The sequence below is a fragment of the Pseudomonas sp. ANT_H4 genome, assembly GCF_008369295.1.
In the GTDB taxonomy this organism is placed as follows: Bacteria; Pseudomonadota; Gammaproteobacteria; order Pseudomonadales; family Pseudomonadaceae; genus Aquipseudomonas.
The window spans coordinates 1-15867 of sequence record NZ_VOBG01000046.1; the positions used below are offsets into that span (position 1 = coordinate 1).

The following is a 15867-nucleotide window of genomic DNA, read 5'->3' on the forward strand; positions in this document are numbered from 1 at the left end:
CGGGATCGCGCTCGGCGCGCTTCTCCTCGACATGGTTACTCACCGCGGTGACAAGCCAATTTCCCTGGCTAAGGCTTCGATTTGGTCGATCTTCTGGATCGCTATCTCGTTAGCGTTCGCCGGCTTCTTATACGTACAGCACGGCCCTGAAGTCGCCAGCCTGTTTGTAACTGGCTACGCCCTGGAAAAAGTTCTGAGCGTCGACAACCTGTTCGTGTTCATGGCGATTTTCGCATGGTTCAAAGTGCCAGATGGCATGCGTCACCGAGTCCTGTATTGGGGCATTATCGGCGCCATTGTGTTCCGCGGCATCTTCGTTGCCATTGGTACCGGCCTGTTGGCTTTCGGTCCGTGGGTCGAAATCGTCTTCGCAGTGATCGTGGCTTGGACCGCAGTTATGATGCTGCGCGCCGGCGGTGATGATGAAGAGGAAGAGGACTACTCCAAGCATATGGCTTACCGCTTCGCCCAGAAGTTGTTCCCTGTGTGGCCGAAACTCCATGGCCATAATTTCTTCGTCAGCCGTAAGCAGCTGGAGGTGGAACTCCAGAAGCCTGAGAACAAAGGCATGACTCTGGCAGCAAAAGGAACGATTTTTGCGACCCCGCTGTTCCTTTGCCTTGTAGTGGCCGAAGTGTCTGACGTGTTGTTCGCGTTCGACTCTGTGCCGGCGGTGATCGCGGTTAGCCGTGAGCCCCTGATCGTCTACTCTGCCATGCTGTTTGCGATCCTGGGTCTGCGTACCATGTACTTCGTGCTCGAAGCGCTGAAACGCTACCTGGTCCACCTGGAAAAATCTGTAGTCGCGCTGCTGTTCTTCATCGCCATTAAACTCGGCCTGAACGCAACCGACCACATGTTCCACCATGGCTACACAATCGATGCAAACACCAGCCTGCTGATCGTTATGGTTGTACTGGCGATTGGTGTGGTTGCAAGCCTTGTCTTCCCAGGCAAGGAAGAAGCTCAACCTGAAACCGCTGAGTAACAGCCCATACCACAAGGAGTAATACCCATGGCGTTGACCCTACAGAAAGGTGGCAATCTTTCGTTGACCAAAACCGACCCGAGCCTGACCAAAATCTTGGTAGGCCTGGGCTGGGACCCGCGTGCTACTGATGGTGCTGAGTTCGACCTGGACGCCAGTGCGCTATTGCTGGCAGCAAATGGCAAAGTACGCGGCGAAGCCGACTTCATTTTCTACAACCAGCTGAAAAGCGTTGACGGTTCGGTTGAGCACACTGGCGATAACCGCACCGGTGCGGGCGATGGCGACGACGAAGTAATCAAGGTTGACCTGAGCCGCATCCCGGCCGACGTGGACAAAGTCGTCTTCATCGTTACCATTCACGATGCTGAAGTACGTAAGCAAAGCTTCGGTCAGGTCGGCGGTTCCTTCATTCGTATCGTTAACGATACGACCAGCGCGGAAGTCGTTCGTTACGACCTGGCAGAAGACGCTTCGACCGAAACTGCGATGGTGTTTGCTGAGCTGTACCGCAACGGTGGCGAGTGGAAATTCCGCGCTGTTGGCCAGGGCTATGCCGGTGGCTTGAAAGCTCTTGCCAATAACTACGGCATGAACTTCTAGCGCGTAGGTCGTTGATTTAATTAAATATTTTTCCTGATTGGCCTTGTATTAAAGGCCTTTCAACCTCACTAAAAGGAATCAAAAATGGCCGTATCTTTGCAGAAAGGTGGGAACGTAAGTTTGTCTAAAGAGGCTCCAGGCCTGACCGAAGTCACTGTAGGTCTGGGTTGGGACGCACGAGTTACCGACGGCTCGAAATTCGACCTCGACGCGTCGATCTTCATCCTGGGTGAAAGCGGCCAAGTCCTCGACGACGCCAGCTTCATTTTCTACAACAACAAAAAATCGGCTGACGGTTCGGTTGAACACCTGGGCGACAACCAGTCCGGCGAAGGCGCCGGTGATGACGAGCAAGCCAACGTCAAGTTGACCGGTCTGGCTGCCGCTGTGAAGAAACTGGTATTCGCCGTGACCATTCACGACGCTGAAGCACGCAAGCAGAGCTTCGGCCAAGTTGCCAACGCTTACATCCGTGTGGTGAACAAGGCTGACGGCAAAGAACTGGCGCGCTACGACCTGAGCGAAGACGCTTCGACCGAAACCGCCATGATCTTCGGCGAGCTGTACCGCAATGGCGACGAGTTCAAGTTCAAGGCGATCGGCCAAGGTTTTGCGGGCGGCCTGGCCCCTCTGGCTAAATCGATGGGCGTGAACATCGGCTAAGCCGGAAGGCTTGAGAAAGCCCCCGCGAACCGGGGGCTTTTTCTTGCCTACAGAATGACCTCGGAATGGGTCATGTGGGCGGCGGTTTGATCTCTTCAACATTAGGAACGACTGCTGGCGATCTCCACGGCAGTCCACCGGTTCTCGGGTTTAAAAGGATATTTGGATGGGCATGTTTCGTGGGGTTGTAGCTGTAGGTGTTTTGGTGTCCATGTCAGGCTGCGGAGCCTACAACGACTTCAAGGCCAACAACGCAGTTCAAGAATACAGGCAGGCATGCCTTGGAAATTATACGAACGAGTGCGAAAGCAAACTGGTCGACACGAACATTGTCATGCTCGAGCTCGCGCGCAGTAATATTGACCGGGAAAAGGACTCGATCGTGCAGGTCGTTGGCAAGGATGGATTTGAACGCTTCTCAAAAACCGCCAATGAGCTGATTGACCACCTGGTCGACCAACAAGAAAACAAACGTCCCGGTTTTTTTGCGCGATGGTTCCTGGGGGAAGCCCAACCGTTCGGAAATACCCGCAACCAACTCTTCGACATTTCAGACATGCAAGAACTGCGTGCCGCAGTGCTTCAAAAGGTCAGTGCCGGCATTAAGGCCACCAACGCTTCTGCTAAGCCTGCCGAGCCAATGTCTGAGACCGAGGCAATCTTGTTAGGTAAGGTTCCTCACACACCGACTCAGACTCCGGCCGCTCCAGTTACCTTTGCAGCTGAGCCAGCGAGCCAGTCCGTTGTGCCTGCAGTTCAGGCAAAGGCATTAGTGCCATCCGATCTTGCTGCATCTGCAGATCGGATGATTGCGAGTGAGATTGCTCAGGATGGCGGGGATGAATACAAGGACGGCCGTCAGATCATCTTTGCAGACTTGAATAGCGACGGCATCAAGGATGCTGTGGTGCTCTACACGATCGAAGGCCAGGGTGGTGGAAATGGCTACTTCCAAACACTTGCCGCGTTCATTGGCGGTTCGGCAGGCTGGGAGTTCCGTGGGAAAGCTGTAGTCGGCAATGGTGTCCAGGACATCCAGGTTGTTGACCCCCAAACCGTCAGGCTGACTGTTCTCTCCGTCGGTCCGGATGATGCAGATTGCTGCCCGAGTGTTCAGAGCACCGAAAACTACAAGTGGGACGGCACGACATTTCTTCAGGTCCCAACGTCGTAAATAAGAGCCAGACATCAGGCACCTAGGCGTTCGCATACGAGCGCGGTTAGGCAGGGCTCTGGCGAAACGCTGGAGCAAACAAAATGAAGGGAAAATCGAATATGTCGCGACTCAACATCGGCTCTGGCCTTTTCGTAATGTTGCTCACCCTAGTCTCAGCCCACTCAAATGCCACCAGCTTTGATTGCAACAAAGCTGCAAGCTTTGCTGAGAAATCGATTTGCGCAGATTCTGCACTCAGTCATCTGGATGAGCAGATGAACTCCGAATATGTCCGCGCTCTAGACGCAGCGCCGAACAAGGGACAGGTCCGTCAAGACCAACGAGACTGGTTGCGCCTGCGTGACAACTGCAAGACCGCCAGTTGCTTATCCGCATCGATGAATGAGCGGCTCAGTGCTCTATCACGCACCAAGGTTGATCTGCCATCTAAAGCGCCAACCTCCGTTGCCGCTACCCGGGTTGATCAATCTGAAACAAATGTGATTTCAAAGGCTGCTTCTTCTCCAATGGTCTCTGCCGTGGTGAAGTCGGCAGCGACGCGAAGTGCAGCGGATGATCATCAAGCGATCCTGAACTTGAAGATTGGCTTGTTCGTGATGGCAATGTTGCTGCTGGTCTGCATTTACCTGCACCGCCGGGGGACCATTACGATCTATCAGGACTACACCGACGCGCTTTGGACAACCTTGACTCCAATCTTGGGAATTGGTGCGTATTTCGTCGCGAGCGCCTGGCTCGAGGTCCCACGCAACTACTCCATCATTGCTGCCTGTGTCCTTGGTGGTCTTATGTCATTGCAGGTGCTTATTCAAACGTACAGAAGCAACAGCATCTGGTTTTTTCTTCTATCCCTCTTCGCAAAGGTCATTCTGCTGACCTTCTACCTCCTGATGATGGCCCTCCTGCTGTGCGGTGGTGCCCGCACCAAAAGTGAGGCCCGGCGGCGGCGCGGCTGGGCAGTTCTTGCCACGACGATATTCGTATTCCTCTCAGGCTGGATGTGCCGCAATCGGCAATTCAGTTCGATCGACGATTACATTGCCGGACGGGCATAAGTGATATATCGGTGGTTGCGCTATTGCCACAGGCGCGACCTCCGATGTAAATGGACGTCGAGCCTATCGTAGGGGCTCCGACCGATGCCGGCATTTCAAACAACAAAGAATCCAGGAATAAGGATCAAGGAGTAGTCATGGGATTTCGTTTCAGCAAGCGAATCACGATTGTGCCTGGCGTACGCCTTAACATCAGCGGGAAGGGGATCAGCACTTCAGTTGGCCCCCGGGGCTTGAGTATGACGATGGGCCGCAATGGCACCTTTCTCAATGCTGGGTTACCCGGTACTGGTCTTTCATACCGTGAGAGGATCGACCGGCCCAGTAGATCGAGTAGTTCCCAACCAGGTCCTGCCGGAAGCGAATACTCGGGCCAGGTAAAGGTCAAGGTAAACGACGATGGCACGTTGTTGATTACGGACATGGATGACATCGAGTTGCCGGCGGCTGTCGTCAAACGCGTCAAATCCGAGATGGCCGACTCCATTCAGGACTTGCTGACCAAAGCAGCTGATAAGGTCAATCAGGAGCTTGAATCCTGCCTAGGCGTGCACCTCCTGACGCCTCGGCCGGGGGCCATGCCGGTAATCCCAGCTCCATTCGCCATTGAAGAGCCCCGCAGGCCTGCTCAGCAAACACCGGGTTTGATGGATCGAATGCTCCTTCGCAGCGCGAAGATTGAGCGTGAGGCTGAGTCGGCGGAAGAGCAGTATCAACAAGACCTCGCGAACTGGCAGTCCACGCGGGACGCCCATGAACTTGAACGCACCGAAATCGAGAAAGCATTCCGGCTGGCGGCAAAGGGCTTCAGTGCTCAGATGGAACGTGCCCTGGACTATGTGTTGAGCGGCATTGCCTGGCCAAAAGAAACCCAAGTGGCCTATGAGTTCTCACAAGACGTTACCGGCGTCGCGCTCGATGTTGATTTACCTGATGAGGGCGATATCCCGCAGCGCAGCGCTGAAGCCCGGGGTAACGGCAAACTAACCTTCAAAAATCGTTCGGATGCCCAGGTACGCAGAGACTTTGTCGCGCTGTGCTATGGCTCTCTGTTTCGAGTTGTAGGAGAGGTATTTGCTCTACTGCCAGCGATCCAGAAGATCCTGGTGTCGGGCTACATTCAGCGTAACAACACCGCAACCGGTGCGGTGGATGATCACTACGTGCTCTCGGTCTTAGTAGGCCGAGATCAGTGGGATGCGATTGATTTTAATCGTCTGGATGCGATCGATCCTGCAGCGACCCTGAACGCGTGTGGCGCAGTGGTAAAGCTGGACCGCTCTGCGCGTTTTGTTGAGGTGACGCCGATGGATATGTTGGTCTTGAACTGAAGACAACCGCGGCGGCTTGAGCCGCCGCGGTGTGAGGCAGGGCAGTGCAGGAGAGGATTAGCGAATGATTCCTTCGCGCTTTGCCTCCAAGATCCACATCGGGAATTCCTGCATCAGCCGGTCGTACAACTGCTCTTCCGTCATGTCGTGAAGGTCATCCAGGGCAAAGAATCCGCAGTTGTCCACGACTCTCCCGGGCATGGTGTCCAGTTTTTCCAGAATGCCGTAATTCCGGCCTGCTAAACCAACGTATTGCCAGAAGATTCCCAGCTTCGCTGCATCCACCATCAGTTGCGTGATCTTGCGGTTTTCAGAAACGCCACCGTCGCTGATGAAAACGACAAACATAGGGGTTTTGTCTTTGGACGCCTGGAAGGATTCGATCACTTTTTGGATCGCTCTCGGTTCATCATTGTAACGCCGACCGACGTCCCACTTGGTCCAGCCATTGTTGTCGGATTCGACAAAGTTCTGGTAGTTGGTAAGCGTCACAGGTGAGAGTCGCAGTGGCCGTTCGGCGAATGTCCAGCACTCAAGTTCGGCATCTGTATCCATGGCTACGGCGATGGGCACAAGACGATTGAGAACTTCCTGTACGCGGCCGGTTTTGTATTGATTTCGCATCGAGTCGGTGACGTCGAGCACGAGCAAAACACGAGCTTTCATCCCAACCAAGCAGGCTTTCTCGAGGCTTACCTGTGCCTTCTTGGCCAGACTGACCAGTTCCGGCGCGACAGCAGCTACACGTTTCTCCAGAGAGATTGTGGAGGGAGATGGGGCAGGTGCTGGTGCCGGTGCAGCTTCTTCAGTAACTTCGCCGCCAAAGTGCCTCACGAGAGCGTCCAGGCCCTCAGCAAAACCCTGAAGGTTAGAGGCCAACCGCCACTCCCCATTCTTTCGGTAAAGCTCAACGATCATTACCGCTTTCTCGGTTGTGAACGTGAGCCCTGAGAACGCGCAGGTCGCTCCTATCTCACCAGCGGGGCTGATTACTTTGAAGTTGCCATTCCGGATGTCACTCATCGCCCCGGCACCGTCGATGGAGGCAGTGAAGATCAAGCGATCGATAGTGGCGGGCAGGATGGCTAGATTAATTTCAAACTGGCCACCCGCAGCAAGCTTCACACTGCTGCAAGGCGTAACAGGCTGATTGAAGAAGACCATATAGCGATCATCAGAAAGCTTGCCTTGGTCGTCGACACCGAAACAGACGAAGTCGACTACGCTGGGGCTTTCGATGTTGACCGAGAGAGTGAAGGATAGACCGGGAAGAATATTTGCCAGCGACATGCGCTGGCCTTGGGTGATCTGCATGCATGGTTCCTTTGTGACGATTAGAGCGCCTGATGATGAGATGGCCTTGGTGAAACAGCCGTATCTGCACCGGCGGCTGGTTCATCCGTCGGGTTAAACCTAACGGCGCTCGAAGTTCCTGCAAGTCTTATACGGCCAGTGAGGTCGCCGCGGGAAGTTCCTATGGGAAGAGCTGTTTTGTTCGAGGGCGCGGGGCGATTCAACATGGGTTTATGAGGCCGATGATGCTGGCATACAACCAAAATAGAAATCCCGCGGCGGCCGTGTGCCGTCGCGGGAGTACTGGTCAGGCATGAAGCTGCTTAAAGCGCCTACTAGCACGAAAGCTTAGACGTACTGCTTTTTGCCGCTCCTTTCGATTGGGCGCCCTTTGAATACGTGTGGGCCGTCCATCGTTAGCTCAATTTTGTCTCCCTTCCGAGTCAGCCAGGGGGTGGCTTCACTGCCGGCTTTGGAGGTAACTCCGGATGGACTTAGATGGATACCATCTTGGTCAATTTCGATTTGACCGATTACATAGGTGAACACCATTGAGCTGAAAAACCCGGACTTGAATTCGAATGCGCACTCTACGACCTGGTCGCCGTATTCCATCCGCATCTTTGGTTTTAGCGATGCCACCGAAACCGCACCGTTGTCTACTGCTGAATAAACGCTGCAGACCAGCACTACCTTGCCCCCCATGAGCTGCGAGATTGCTGGATTAATTTCGACGGTTTCAATACCTGGAGCGGAGGCGCTGGCGCAGACTACGTCACCGGTATGGAAAACGAAGGGATCGACGTCAAAAGCCCCACGCTTGTCAGGTGCCTGGATGATGGACATTCGCCCATCAGGACGAAGGATGCCAATCCGCAGATCGAGGTCGTCATTGTCAGATCCGTCGCCGTTATCAACCCACGTTGCGCTGACCCGAATAACCTTTGGAGCGGACGGCCCTTTTTCGAGGGACACCTTGTGGCTGCTGCCAGGTTTGTCCAGTTTAACCACGGTCTTGGCGATGTTGACGGGCTTTGGAGGCGGTGCAGGTGTCGCCGCCGGCGCGGAGGATGCAACGTCTTCAACTTCGATGCCATAAAACCCGCAGAGTCCGGCAAGACCTGAGGCGAAACCTTGCCATACAGAGCGCGCCTTGAGCTGGCCGTTCCGGACGTACAACTCAAGCACGATGATGCCCGTCTCTTGTGAAAAGGGCTCAGGTGCCAGTTCCAGGGTTTGGTCCCCGGCAATGACGATAGCGCGAAGGTCTTTGACTGCTTCGAAGCCGCCGGCGTTGCCGTCTTGCGTCAAAGTGATTGCGATCTTCGTGATATTGGACGGGAGTCGAGACGAGTCGAAGCTGATGCTGTGACTGACCGTGTCGCCATGAGCGATCGGGGGCGCGAATGTCGCCGCGCCTGAAGAGTGCACGGGTGCATTGAAGAAAACCATGCCGCTGTCATCCACCACCTTGCCAGTGTCGGTGACCAAAAACGCAGTAAGGTTTACGTCCAGGTTGTTACCTGCCGCATGGGTAACTTCCACCCGCCCTTGGGAGGAAGAGATCGTTGTGTTCTCGCCGGGTTTGAGTGACTGATTCAATTCATGCCGCCTATTCCATGGGTTTTCGCAATGCATTGTTCATGCGCTGCGCTTTCGTTGTTTGAGCGCGAACGCCGGCCAAGGGGAAAGATCCCCTCATTGGGACTGATCGCATTGATGCAGTTTAACGGCTTGGCCGCCGGCGACCGCCGAGACATCCATTCTCCATTTACACACCGTCTGAAACCCAGAATTGGAACGTGCGGGAGGGAATGTTGTGCCCGGCATTGAAAGTCCTCTCAGTCCCGTTAAGTTCTGATCGTAGGTAACGAAAACATCTGCCCGGCGTTCTGCATCGGAATTCGACGGGGCATTTTGAGTGGTGCCGTCTTCTGCTAGATGGCAATATGCTACATCTATTCGCGCTCCCCCTTATCATCCAGGGCCTGGCGTTTAATTTCTGACAAGGACCCGTTGGATGCTAATCGCACTTGTTGTTTTGAACGCCCTTTATTTGATCTGCAGTCTGCTGTTCAACGCCGAGCTGCTCAACTTCGCTGGCGCTGATATCCCCCTCCGAAAACTCGAAGTCCTTGAGACGTATAGCCAGATCCTGGCGGCTACGAGCATGTGCTTGCTGGTATGGCGAATCTGCTATCGACGTTACCAAGGCAAGGGGAGGGTGCTGTGGGTTTGGCTCGCAGCATCGACACTTGTTGTCACTCCGTTGACTTGGTGGTTTCAGGGGGCCGCTCCGGATTGGATCGCCGAGCAATTCCCCGGCTCGCTACGGGTTAGCAGCCTCTACGCATACGTCACCAAAAAGGGGTTGCTTTACGACTCCCTGACTATTCCGCAGATACCCTACAAGGCCTACAAGGACCAGGGAGAGGGCAAGGCTTTCATAGCAAACCTCGGCGTTCTGATGAGTGTTCAAGGCTCCTACGTCGAGCGCATCGACAAGAACTTCCAAGGCTTTTCAGCTGCAGTTTTTCGTGGCTACACCGTCCGTAATGGAGACGCGTTATACGAGCGGCTGCAAGAAACTGTCGTGCCCTCCATCAGTGACATCAGCAGGGCGTATGCACAGCTCGAAGGTTTTCGTGCAGGGGGAATTCCGGGGAGTGAGTGGCGACCGATCAAGTGGCCGAATGCTGGGGCAGATCTGGGGTACCAGCCGACCATTGACGAGTATGCCCGGTCAATCAATCCCGGTGTGCGGACACGAGATGCGCTGGCCAACACCACCGAGGTTCGCCACATGGCGAAAACCAAGCTCGGTCCTCTCTATGTGAAGGGCATGAACCTTCTGGCTACGCGAGAGCAGTACCAGGCTTATCTGCCTGGCATTGCCGACAACATGGCCTATGACGTCGCTCACACCGACATCCACGGCGCTGAGGGTTTGAACGTCCTCAAGAATATGTGGTTTATCCCCTTCTCCCTTCTTAGCGGGTTGTTCTTCGGCGGCATCAGTCTTGTGGTCTTGATCATCTCGGGTATTGAGGCGCTTCGAAGCCTCCCCGGGCGAATTCGCTTCGTTCGACCGGTCGCCGTGATTTCGATCGTTATGCTGCCTCTCGTTGTTGGCAACGCAATTGTCGATAGCCCCGGTTATAGAGATGCGTTCAGGAGCTTGGGCAAACAGCCAGTTGTGCTTGCCACCGTTTTCCATTGGGCCATGTCCTCAGAAGCAATGCTTTACAACATCACAAGGCCTCTGCTGAAAGCAGAGTGACCTACACAAAGGGAGAGTCACCGTGCGTAAAAAGTTTCTCGTTTCAGTACTGGCATTGGCCATCGCAGCATCAACCTCTGGCTGCGCTGAGTTGGGCATCAACAAGCAACAGGCTGGTACCGCAGTGGGTGTCGTCGCTGGCGCTGTCATCGGGCAGTTCATCGGGAAAGGCAACGGACGGATCGTGGCAACCCTGGTCGGCGGTGCACTGGGCGGTTACATCGGTAACAAAATCGGTGCAAAACTCGATGAGCAGGATCAGCAGGCCCTGGCGCAACGCACGCAAGATGCTTTGAACGCCTCGCCGAGCGGGTCCAGTTTGCCTGTGTCCTGGACATCGGCGCATTCCGGCGCTTCGGCGGAGATCGTTCAGGGCCAAGAGTTCACCCAAACCAAAACGGTTGAAGTGAAACGTGCACCTAAGATCGTTGCCGTCCCTTCGATGAAACTCATTAACGAGCAGTACGTCACCAAAAGCAGTTCGAACGTCCGCGCCGCGCCTGAAAAAGGCGCAGACAAAGTGGGTGGTTTGAAACCCGGCACCGAGTTCACTGCCGTTGGTTCGACAGGCGACTGGATTCTTGTCGGCCGCAAGGGTGTCACTGTCGGCTACGTCCACAAAGATTTGGTTGAACCAAAATCAGTAGCCGTTGCGAAGAGTGTGAAGCCCGCGGCCAACCTGGACGAGATGAACGTCGCTGCCGACAAGGAAACAAAGGCCTTCGATCTGGATTCGATCCCGACGTTGCCAACTCAGCAGGTCGCTGCTGAAACGTCTTGCCGGCCGGTGACCGTGAGCCTCAAAGCGGCCGACGGAAACACTGAGCAGGAGAAGAACACCTTCTGCAAACAAGCCAACGGCACCTGGGAACTCATCTAAGGGATCTTCATGAAAAACCGCGCACTCGCTCTCGTTGTAGTGGGTGCTTGCGGCATCGCGCCGCAAGCCTGGGCTCACCAGCTCGCCTACTCGAAGACAGAACAGATCCAGGTGAACGTCGATGGTGAGGCGACCACCTGGTGCAAACCAGAAGTGGCCATCACCATGCAGCGTCCAACGTGGGATGACCAGAAGCCGCTGAACACGCTTCTATCGAAGCTCCCGTATATTCTCGGACAGGAATGCCCGACGGCCAAGGTCACCTGGAAAGCAGTCGACGCAAAGGGGGCGGTTTACGCCACCGGTGCGGGCAATGCGACCAATCTGGGCCTGGCCACGCTGACTTCACCGCCTGCCGCTCCGGCCGCTGCCGCGCCCGCTGTTTCGGTAGCCCCCGTGGCTTCTCCTCCTACGCCACCAGCAGCTGGGGCGGCTGCGTCTGTACTACCAGCCGCCGCTGCGCCTACTGAGCCTGCCGTCGCAGCGCCTGTGGCTGCTGCACCGGCCCCAGCGCCTGTAACGGCACCTGTGATACCACAACCAGCACCAGAGGCTTCACCCGCGCCAGTGCAACCGGTGCCGGTGGCTCAAGTACCTGTGACGGTTGCGCCCGTTGCCCCTGTTGCTCCTGTAGCTGCCGTGGCCACAGTACCTGTGGAGGCAGCTCCAGCCGCCGCCCCTAAGCCTGCCGCTCCAGCTGAAGCGCCGGCCGCTGTTGCCGCCGTTCCTACCGGTGACTTCGGCCGCTCATTGGTGCTGGCCAACCAGAACCTGATGGGGATTACCGACGGAAGCGGATGCAAATGGGTTATCAGTAAGTCGGTAACTGATGAGTCCGATCCAAGTCTGTCCTTTGCGTCGACACCCGCCATGCCTTGCTCTGCATCAGGCTATGCCGAGGGGTCCTTTGACAAATTGCGTTGGGCGGTACCGAACACCTATCGCGGTGATACCTGGTCAAAAACAACCGTGCACCCGAGCGGTCTGATGTTCAACCAGGCACTGGTCCCAGCGGTGAAAGGCAAGGCGCTTTCTTTCCTGAATAGCCGGGCAGACCAAGCACTCTTTCAGGTGGGTGAACTGCCTGCGCGTAACATGAAGGTGTATTTGGCCTTTGAGCGCCCCAACTACCGTGTCCTGTCGCCGTTCTCCAGTGATCCGTATTACGTAGTGATCACTGCAGATGAGGCATTTGCTCTTGATGCGGTTGAGTTGAAGCGCGCTGTGGTTGAGGTCTACCAATTGGTGAAGGCAACGTCGCCAACGACCGTCGGCCTGTCGAACCTCTTCTTCGCCAAGAACTTCGAAGCGCTTTACCCCGAGGGATACGCGTCGGAAACCAAAGACAACATTCTCAAAACGCGTATGGGCGAGAACCGTGGTGAGTTTTACTTCGATGCTCGCCAAGGCAATAACTTCGCCCTGCGTCGCGAGGAGATCCGCATGAGAGAAGTACGTCGCCTGCAGCAGCAAATGGCTGAGCTGCACACACGCGTCTTGGAGCGTTACGAACAACTCAAATCCGGGATGAAGGAATTCGAAGGTCGGGAGGCTGAAGCGCTGGCGCAGATGGCCGGTATCAAAGTCACCTTCCCATCGCCGATCGCAATGCAGGACCCGAGCTCTTCAAAGTCCGCTGTGCCGATGATGATTCACGTCACCGGAAAGAGCGGCGACTTCTACGAGGTCGACTTCCCACGTAAGGGGCGTGTACAGGCTGATGCTGAACTGGAGAGCCAGTGGTACGTGCTGCCGGCGGCAAACATGACACCCTTCCTGCCGCTCGAAGACGGTCGCGCCGTTCCTACGTATCGCGTGTATACCGCTGGCGCGGCTGAGGCCTGCAAGCAAGACCACTGTGCTGACAGAGTGTCATTTGGTGCCGTACTGGCCAAGGAATTTCCTAGCGCCGGGATCGACTTCAACTGGACGCCTGCAGTCTCTCAGCAGCACGTGATTGATTGGCAGCAAGCATCTGCTCAAATTCAGTAAGGCAACCGACTATGAAAACGATGAACAAGAAGCACATCCTCATCGCCGCTGCGGTCGCCGGTATTGCGATTCTTGCGGCTGGTGTGGGGTTATCGAGCTCCGGCAAGAAGCAAGCGCTGCGTCAGTACGATGAGATGAAGGAACAGTACTTCCTCGAGAACGTCCTGAGCGAGGGAGATATTTCCTATTCCTTCTGGTCGGGAAACGTCACCGTTGAAACACCAGAAATCCGCCTGGTTGCAGCAGAGACCAACGGCGCAGATAAATTCCTGAAAGGGATTATGGGGCTGCTCGGTGGAATGGACTCCGGGGCAAAAGAGTCTGCCCTGGTCGAATGGTCACGGTATCTGCTTTCGTCCAGTACTGGTGGCGGTCGTGCCGGTGGCGTTTACTTGAAGGCCGACGCCCTCAAGGTTAGCCGCGAAGGTGATAACAAGAAGGGCGAGATTCATGTCCAATTGTTGGGCATGGACATGAGTACTCCTTACCTGTCGCACAAAGGCACAGATGTGGTCCTGCCTTCGGAAGTAGCGGATGAGATCCAGCCGCGCGCGGAGATGGATCAGTACGGAGGCGTGGTCAAGTCGCCCTACTCGTGGGGTAGCAATATCGTCCAACGTCTGCCGTTCACTGGTGCATTTATCACCGGCGCTACAGGGGAGTTCGGCACCAAAGTTGACTTGGACTTCAAGCTCACGCGCTCCAGCGACGGCGAAGGCTCGGTCGAGTTTGTAGTGGTGCATCGTAATGACGGCAGCGAAGTTGGCCGGATTGTGCGCGAGGCTAAATTTGCGTCCATCCCAGAGCTTGACGATGTCCAGGCGCAACTCAAGAGCGCGCTAAGTGGCTTCATCATGGGGGCTTACAGTACGTCCATGGGCCAGGCCGTAATTGCGGAAGCCGCAGGTGACTTTGCTCGTAAGACCAAGGTGGCCAGCTACTCGCTGACCTACAAGGGCTTCGACCAGTTAAAGGAGTCGTTCGACGAATTCAAGGCCGCTACCAAGCGTGAGGAGTTCACCGGCTTTTGCAATGAAACAGGCCTATCAGGTTATCAGAGTGACTTTGGAGTCAAGGGCAAGGATCACAGCGATTCGGAGTGCGCGATCGCTCAAAAGCTGGCCACCGATGCCAAGTTTGAAGAGTCCTACATTTTCAAGGAAGACAAGTCGTTATTTTCCGGCCTGTTCGTGAGCAAAAGCTTCACGCTTGAGACGAACTGATCACCACATTTCCTAGAGCCTGGAGTGCGGTCCGCCGTACTCCACGGTCACCTAAAAAAATCTCAAGACAAAGGCAGGCATTTCATGACGAACGTTTCCAAATGGGCAATCACGGCGCTCTGCTCGGTGCTGCTGGCCGGTTGCGGTTCAAGCCAGGACAAAGCTGAAGAACTGGTCAAGTTGATGGGCATGGACGTCCAATACAAGATGGTAGTGCAAGTCGCCACGTCGGGTTATGCATCCAAATATCGCGAAGTCGCGCCAGAAAAAATCAAGGCCGTGATCGAGGACAACATTTCCCAGGACCTACTGAAAGACACCCTGGTCCAGGTCTACGCAGATCACTTTGATGCCGACGAACTCGAATTGATGATCGAGGCCAGCAAGCATCCGGATCAGGCGATGAAAATTATCATGGGCTCTAAGGACGGCATGAAATTGGCCAAGAAAACCATGGAAGTCCAGGTTGATCTACAGCGTGATATGGCCAAAGCGTTCGAGGATCGTGATGAAGACATCGTGGACGAGTTGGACGACCTTCAGAAAGAAGCTCGCGGCTGATCTGTCATTTGCCTTCTTGTGCCCGAACCACGGTTATCGAGGCGGCAATTACGAACAGTTTCAGGTAGCGTTTGGCAATTAATGGAGGGTGGGATGAGGCTATTTTTGGTAATGCTGCTGGCGCTCAGCGGCTTCGCTCACGCCGGTTGCGGCAGCATCAACAACGACGATCAACGCGCCTACTGCTACGTCAAAGAAGGGAATGGGAGTTGCGCGAGCATTAAGGACGACGATCTGCGCGCTACCTGCTATGTGGAGGCCGGCAATGGCAGTTGTGCGAGTATCCGTGATGATGACAAGCGCAAATACTGCTACGTGAAAGAGGGCAACGGAAGCTGTGCAAGCATCAACAATGACGACTTGCGTAACGCCTGCTACGTCGAAACAGGCAACGGCAGTTGCGCGAGTATCCGCGACGACGACCAGCGATACCTGTGCTACGCCAAGACTGGCAATGGCAGTTGCGGGAGCATCAAAAACGATGACATGCGACGTCAGTGTGAAATGGTAAAGCGCTGACTGGCTTGCTTTAGCCTAGCCGTAACAAGGAATCGCACCTACAAAAAAATGCCAGTCAGGTAACTGACTGGCATTCATTCTGCGGTTAACGAATCTTCCAAGCTGAAAAGGCGGGTGGTTCAACTGTTCAACCCAGTACTTCGCCCCTGGTCTTGCGCTTGAATCGCCGGCGCATGAAAAACACCACAAACAAAATCAGTAGCGTGCCTACGCTGAGGAAGATCGTGTTGAACCAAGGAAACGGCTCTTCGCGACTGTTTGTGGCTTCGATGTCTGTGATGTTTGGGAACACGGACAAGATT

Annotated in this window: 15 protein-coding genes; 12 read left to right on the forward strand and 3 right to left on the reverse strand. The window is 55.2% G+C overall.

Going from position 1 to position 15867, the window contains the following annotated elements; translation table 11 throughout:
* The first annotated feature begins 31 nt into the window (after positions 1–31).
* The 6 genes from FQ182_RS28860 to FQ182_RS28885 all read left to right on the forward strand — a co-directional run bounded on the left by FQ182_RS28860 (position 32) and on the right by FQ182_RS28885 (position 5817).
* A complete protein-coding gene (locus FQ182_RS28860) occupies positions 32–988 on the forward strand; it encodes a TerC/Alx family metal homeostasis membrane protein (RefSeq protein WP_371923921.1) in 957 nt (318 codons plus the stop codon).
* Between the two features lie 27 nt (positions 989–1015).
* Positions 1016–1591 (forward strand): TerD family protein, encoded by a 576-nt coding sequence (locus FQ182_RS28865; RefSeq protein WP_042561212.1) that lies wholly within the window; start codon positions 1016–1018, stop codon positions 1589–1591.
* An 84-nt stretch (positions 1592–1675) separates the two neighbouring features.
* Positions 1676–2254, forward strand: a complete 579-nt coding sequence (locus tag FQ182_RS28870) for a TerD family protein (RefSeq protein WP_033896483.1) — start codon at positions 1676–1678, stop codon at positions 2252–2254.
* 166 nt (positions 2255–2420) lie between these two features.
* Positions 2421–3428 carry a hypothetical protein gene (locus FQ182_RS28875; RefSeq protein ID WP_095668235.1) on the forward strand — a complete coding sequence of 336 codons (1008 nt, stop codon included), beginning with the start codon at positions 2421–2423 and terminating at the stop codon, positions 3426–3428.
* 83 nt (positions 3429–3511) lie between these two features.
* Positions 3512–4486, forward strand: a complete 975-nt coding sequence (locus tag FQ182_RS28880; RefSeq protein ID WP_052491574.1) for a lysozyme inhibitor LprI family protein — start codon at positions 3512–3514, stop codon at positions 4484–4486.
* Between the two features lie 137 nt (positions 4487–4623).
* The gene (locus FQ182_RS28885; protein ID WP_080896062.1) at positions 4624–5817 is read left to right on the forward strand and encodes a DUF4236 domain-containing protein; all 1194 of its coding nucleotides are present in this window, start codon (positions 4624–4626) and stop codon (positions 5815–5817) included.
* Positions 5818–5874: 57 nt separating this feature from the next.
* On the opposite strand, the gene FQ182_RS28890 is transcribed toward FQ182_RS28885, so the two are convergent.
* Together FQ182_RS28890 and FQ182_RS28895 are read right to left on the reverse strand one after the other, a co-directional pair.
* Positions 5875–7131 (reverse strand): VWA domain-containing protein, encoded by a 1257-nt coding sequence (locus FQ182_RS28890; protein WP_042561210.1) that lies wholly within the window; start codon positions 7129–7131, stop codon positions 5875–5877.
* A gap of 327 nt (positions 7132–7458) precedes the next feature.
* Positions 7459–8712 carry a TerD family protein gene (locus FQ182_RS28895; RefSeq protein ID WP_042561209.1) on the reverse strand — a complete coding sequence of 418 codons (1254 nt, stop codon included), beginning with the start codon at positions 8710–8712 and terminating at the stop codon, positions 7459–7461.
* A 418-nt stretch (positions 8713–9130) separates the two neighbouring features.
* On the opposite strand from FQ182_RS28895, the gene FQ182_RS29950 reads away from it, so the two are divergent.
* The 6 genes from FQ182_RS29950 to FQ182_RS28925 all read left to right on the forward strand — a co-directional run bounded on the left by FQ182_RS29950 (position 9131) and on the right by FQ182_RS28925 (position 15565).
* Positions 9131–10390 (forward strand): hypothetical protein, encoded by a 1260-nt coding sequence (locus tag FQ182_RS29950; RefSeq protein WP_042561208.1) that lies wholly within the window; start codon positions 9131–9133, stop codon positions 10388–10390.
* Positions 10391–10412: 22 nt separating this feature from the next.
* The gene (locus tag FQ182_RS28905; protein WP_033896491.1) at positions 10413–11270 is read left to right on the forward strand and encodes an SH3 domain-containing protein; all 858 of its coding nucleotides are present in this window, start codon (positions 10413–10415) and stop codon (positions 11268–11270) included.
* A 9-nt stretch (positions 11271–11279) separates the two neighbouring features.
* The gene (locus FQ182_RS29955) at positions 11280–13262 is read left to right on the forward strand and encodes a hypothetical protein (RefSeq protein ID WP_042561207.1); all 1983 of its coding nucleotides are present in this window, start codon (positions 11280–11282) and stop codon (positions 13260–13262) included.
* Between the two features lie 11 nt (positions 13263–13273).
* Complete coding sequence (locus tag FQ182_RS28915) at positions 13274–14485, forward strand: hypothetical protein (RefSeq protein ID WP_033896493.1); 1212 nt, start codon at positions 13274–13276, stop codon at positions 14483–14485.
* Positions 14486–14569: 84 nt separating this feature from the next.
* Positions 14570–15046, forward strand: a complete 477-nt coding sequence (locus FQ182_RS28920) for a hypothetical protein (RefSeq protein WP_042561206.1) — start codon at positions 14570–14572, stop codon at positions 15044–15046.
* 93 nt (positions 15047–15139) lie between these two features.
* Positions 15140–15565, forward strand: a complete 426-nt coding sequence (locus FQ182_RS28925; RefSeq protein WP_042561205.1) for a hypothetical protein — start codon at positions 15140–15142, stop codon at positions 15563–15565.
* A 127-nt stretch (positions 15566–15692) separates the two neighbouring features.
* Here the strand turns inward: FQ182_RS28925 and FQ182_RS28930 are convergent, their stop codons facing one another.
* On the reverse strand, positions 15693–15857 hold the full coding sequence (locus FQ182_RS28930) for a DUF1523 family protein (protein WP_256667233.1): 165 nt from the start codon (positions 15855–15857) through the stop codon (positions 15693–15695).
* Between the last annotated feature and the right edge of the window lie 10 nt (positions 15858–15867).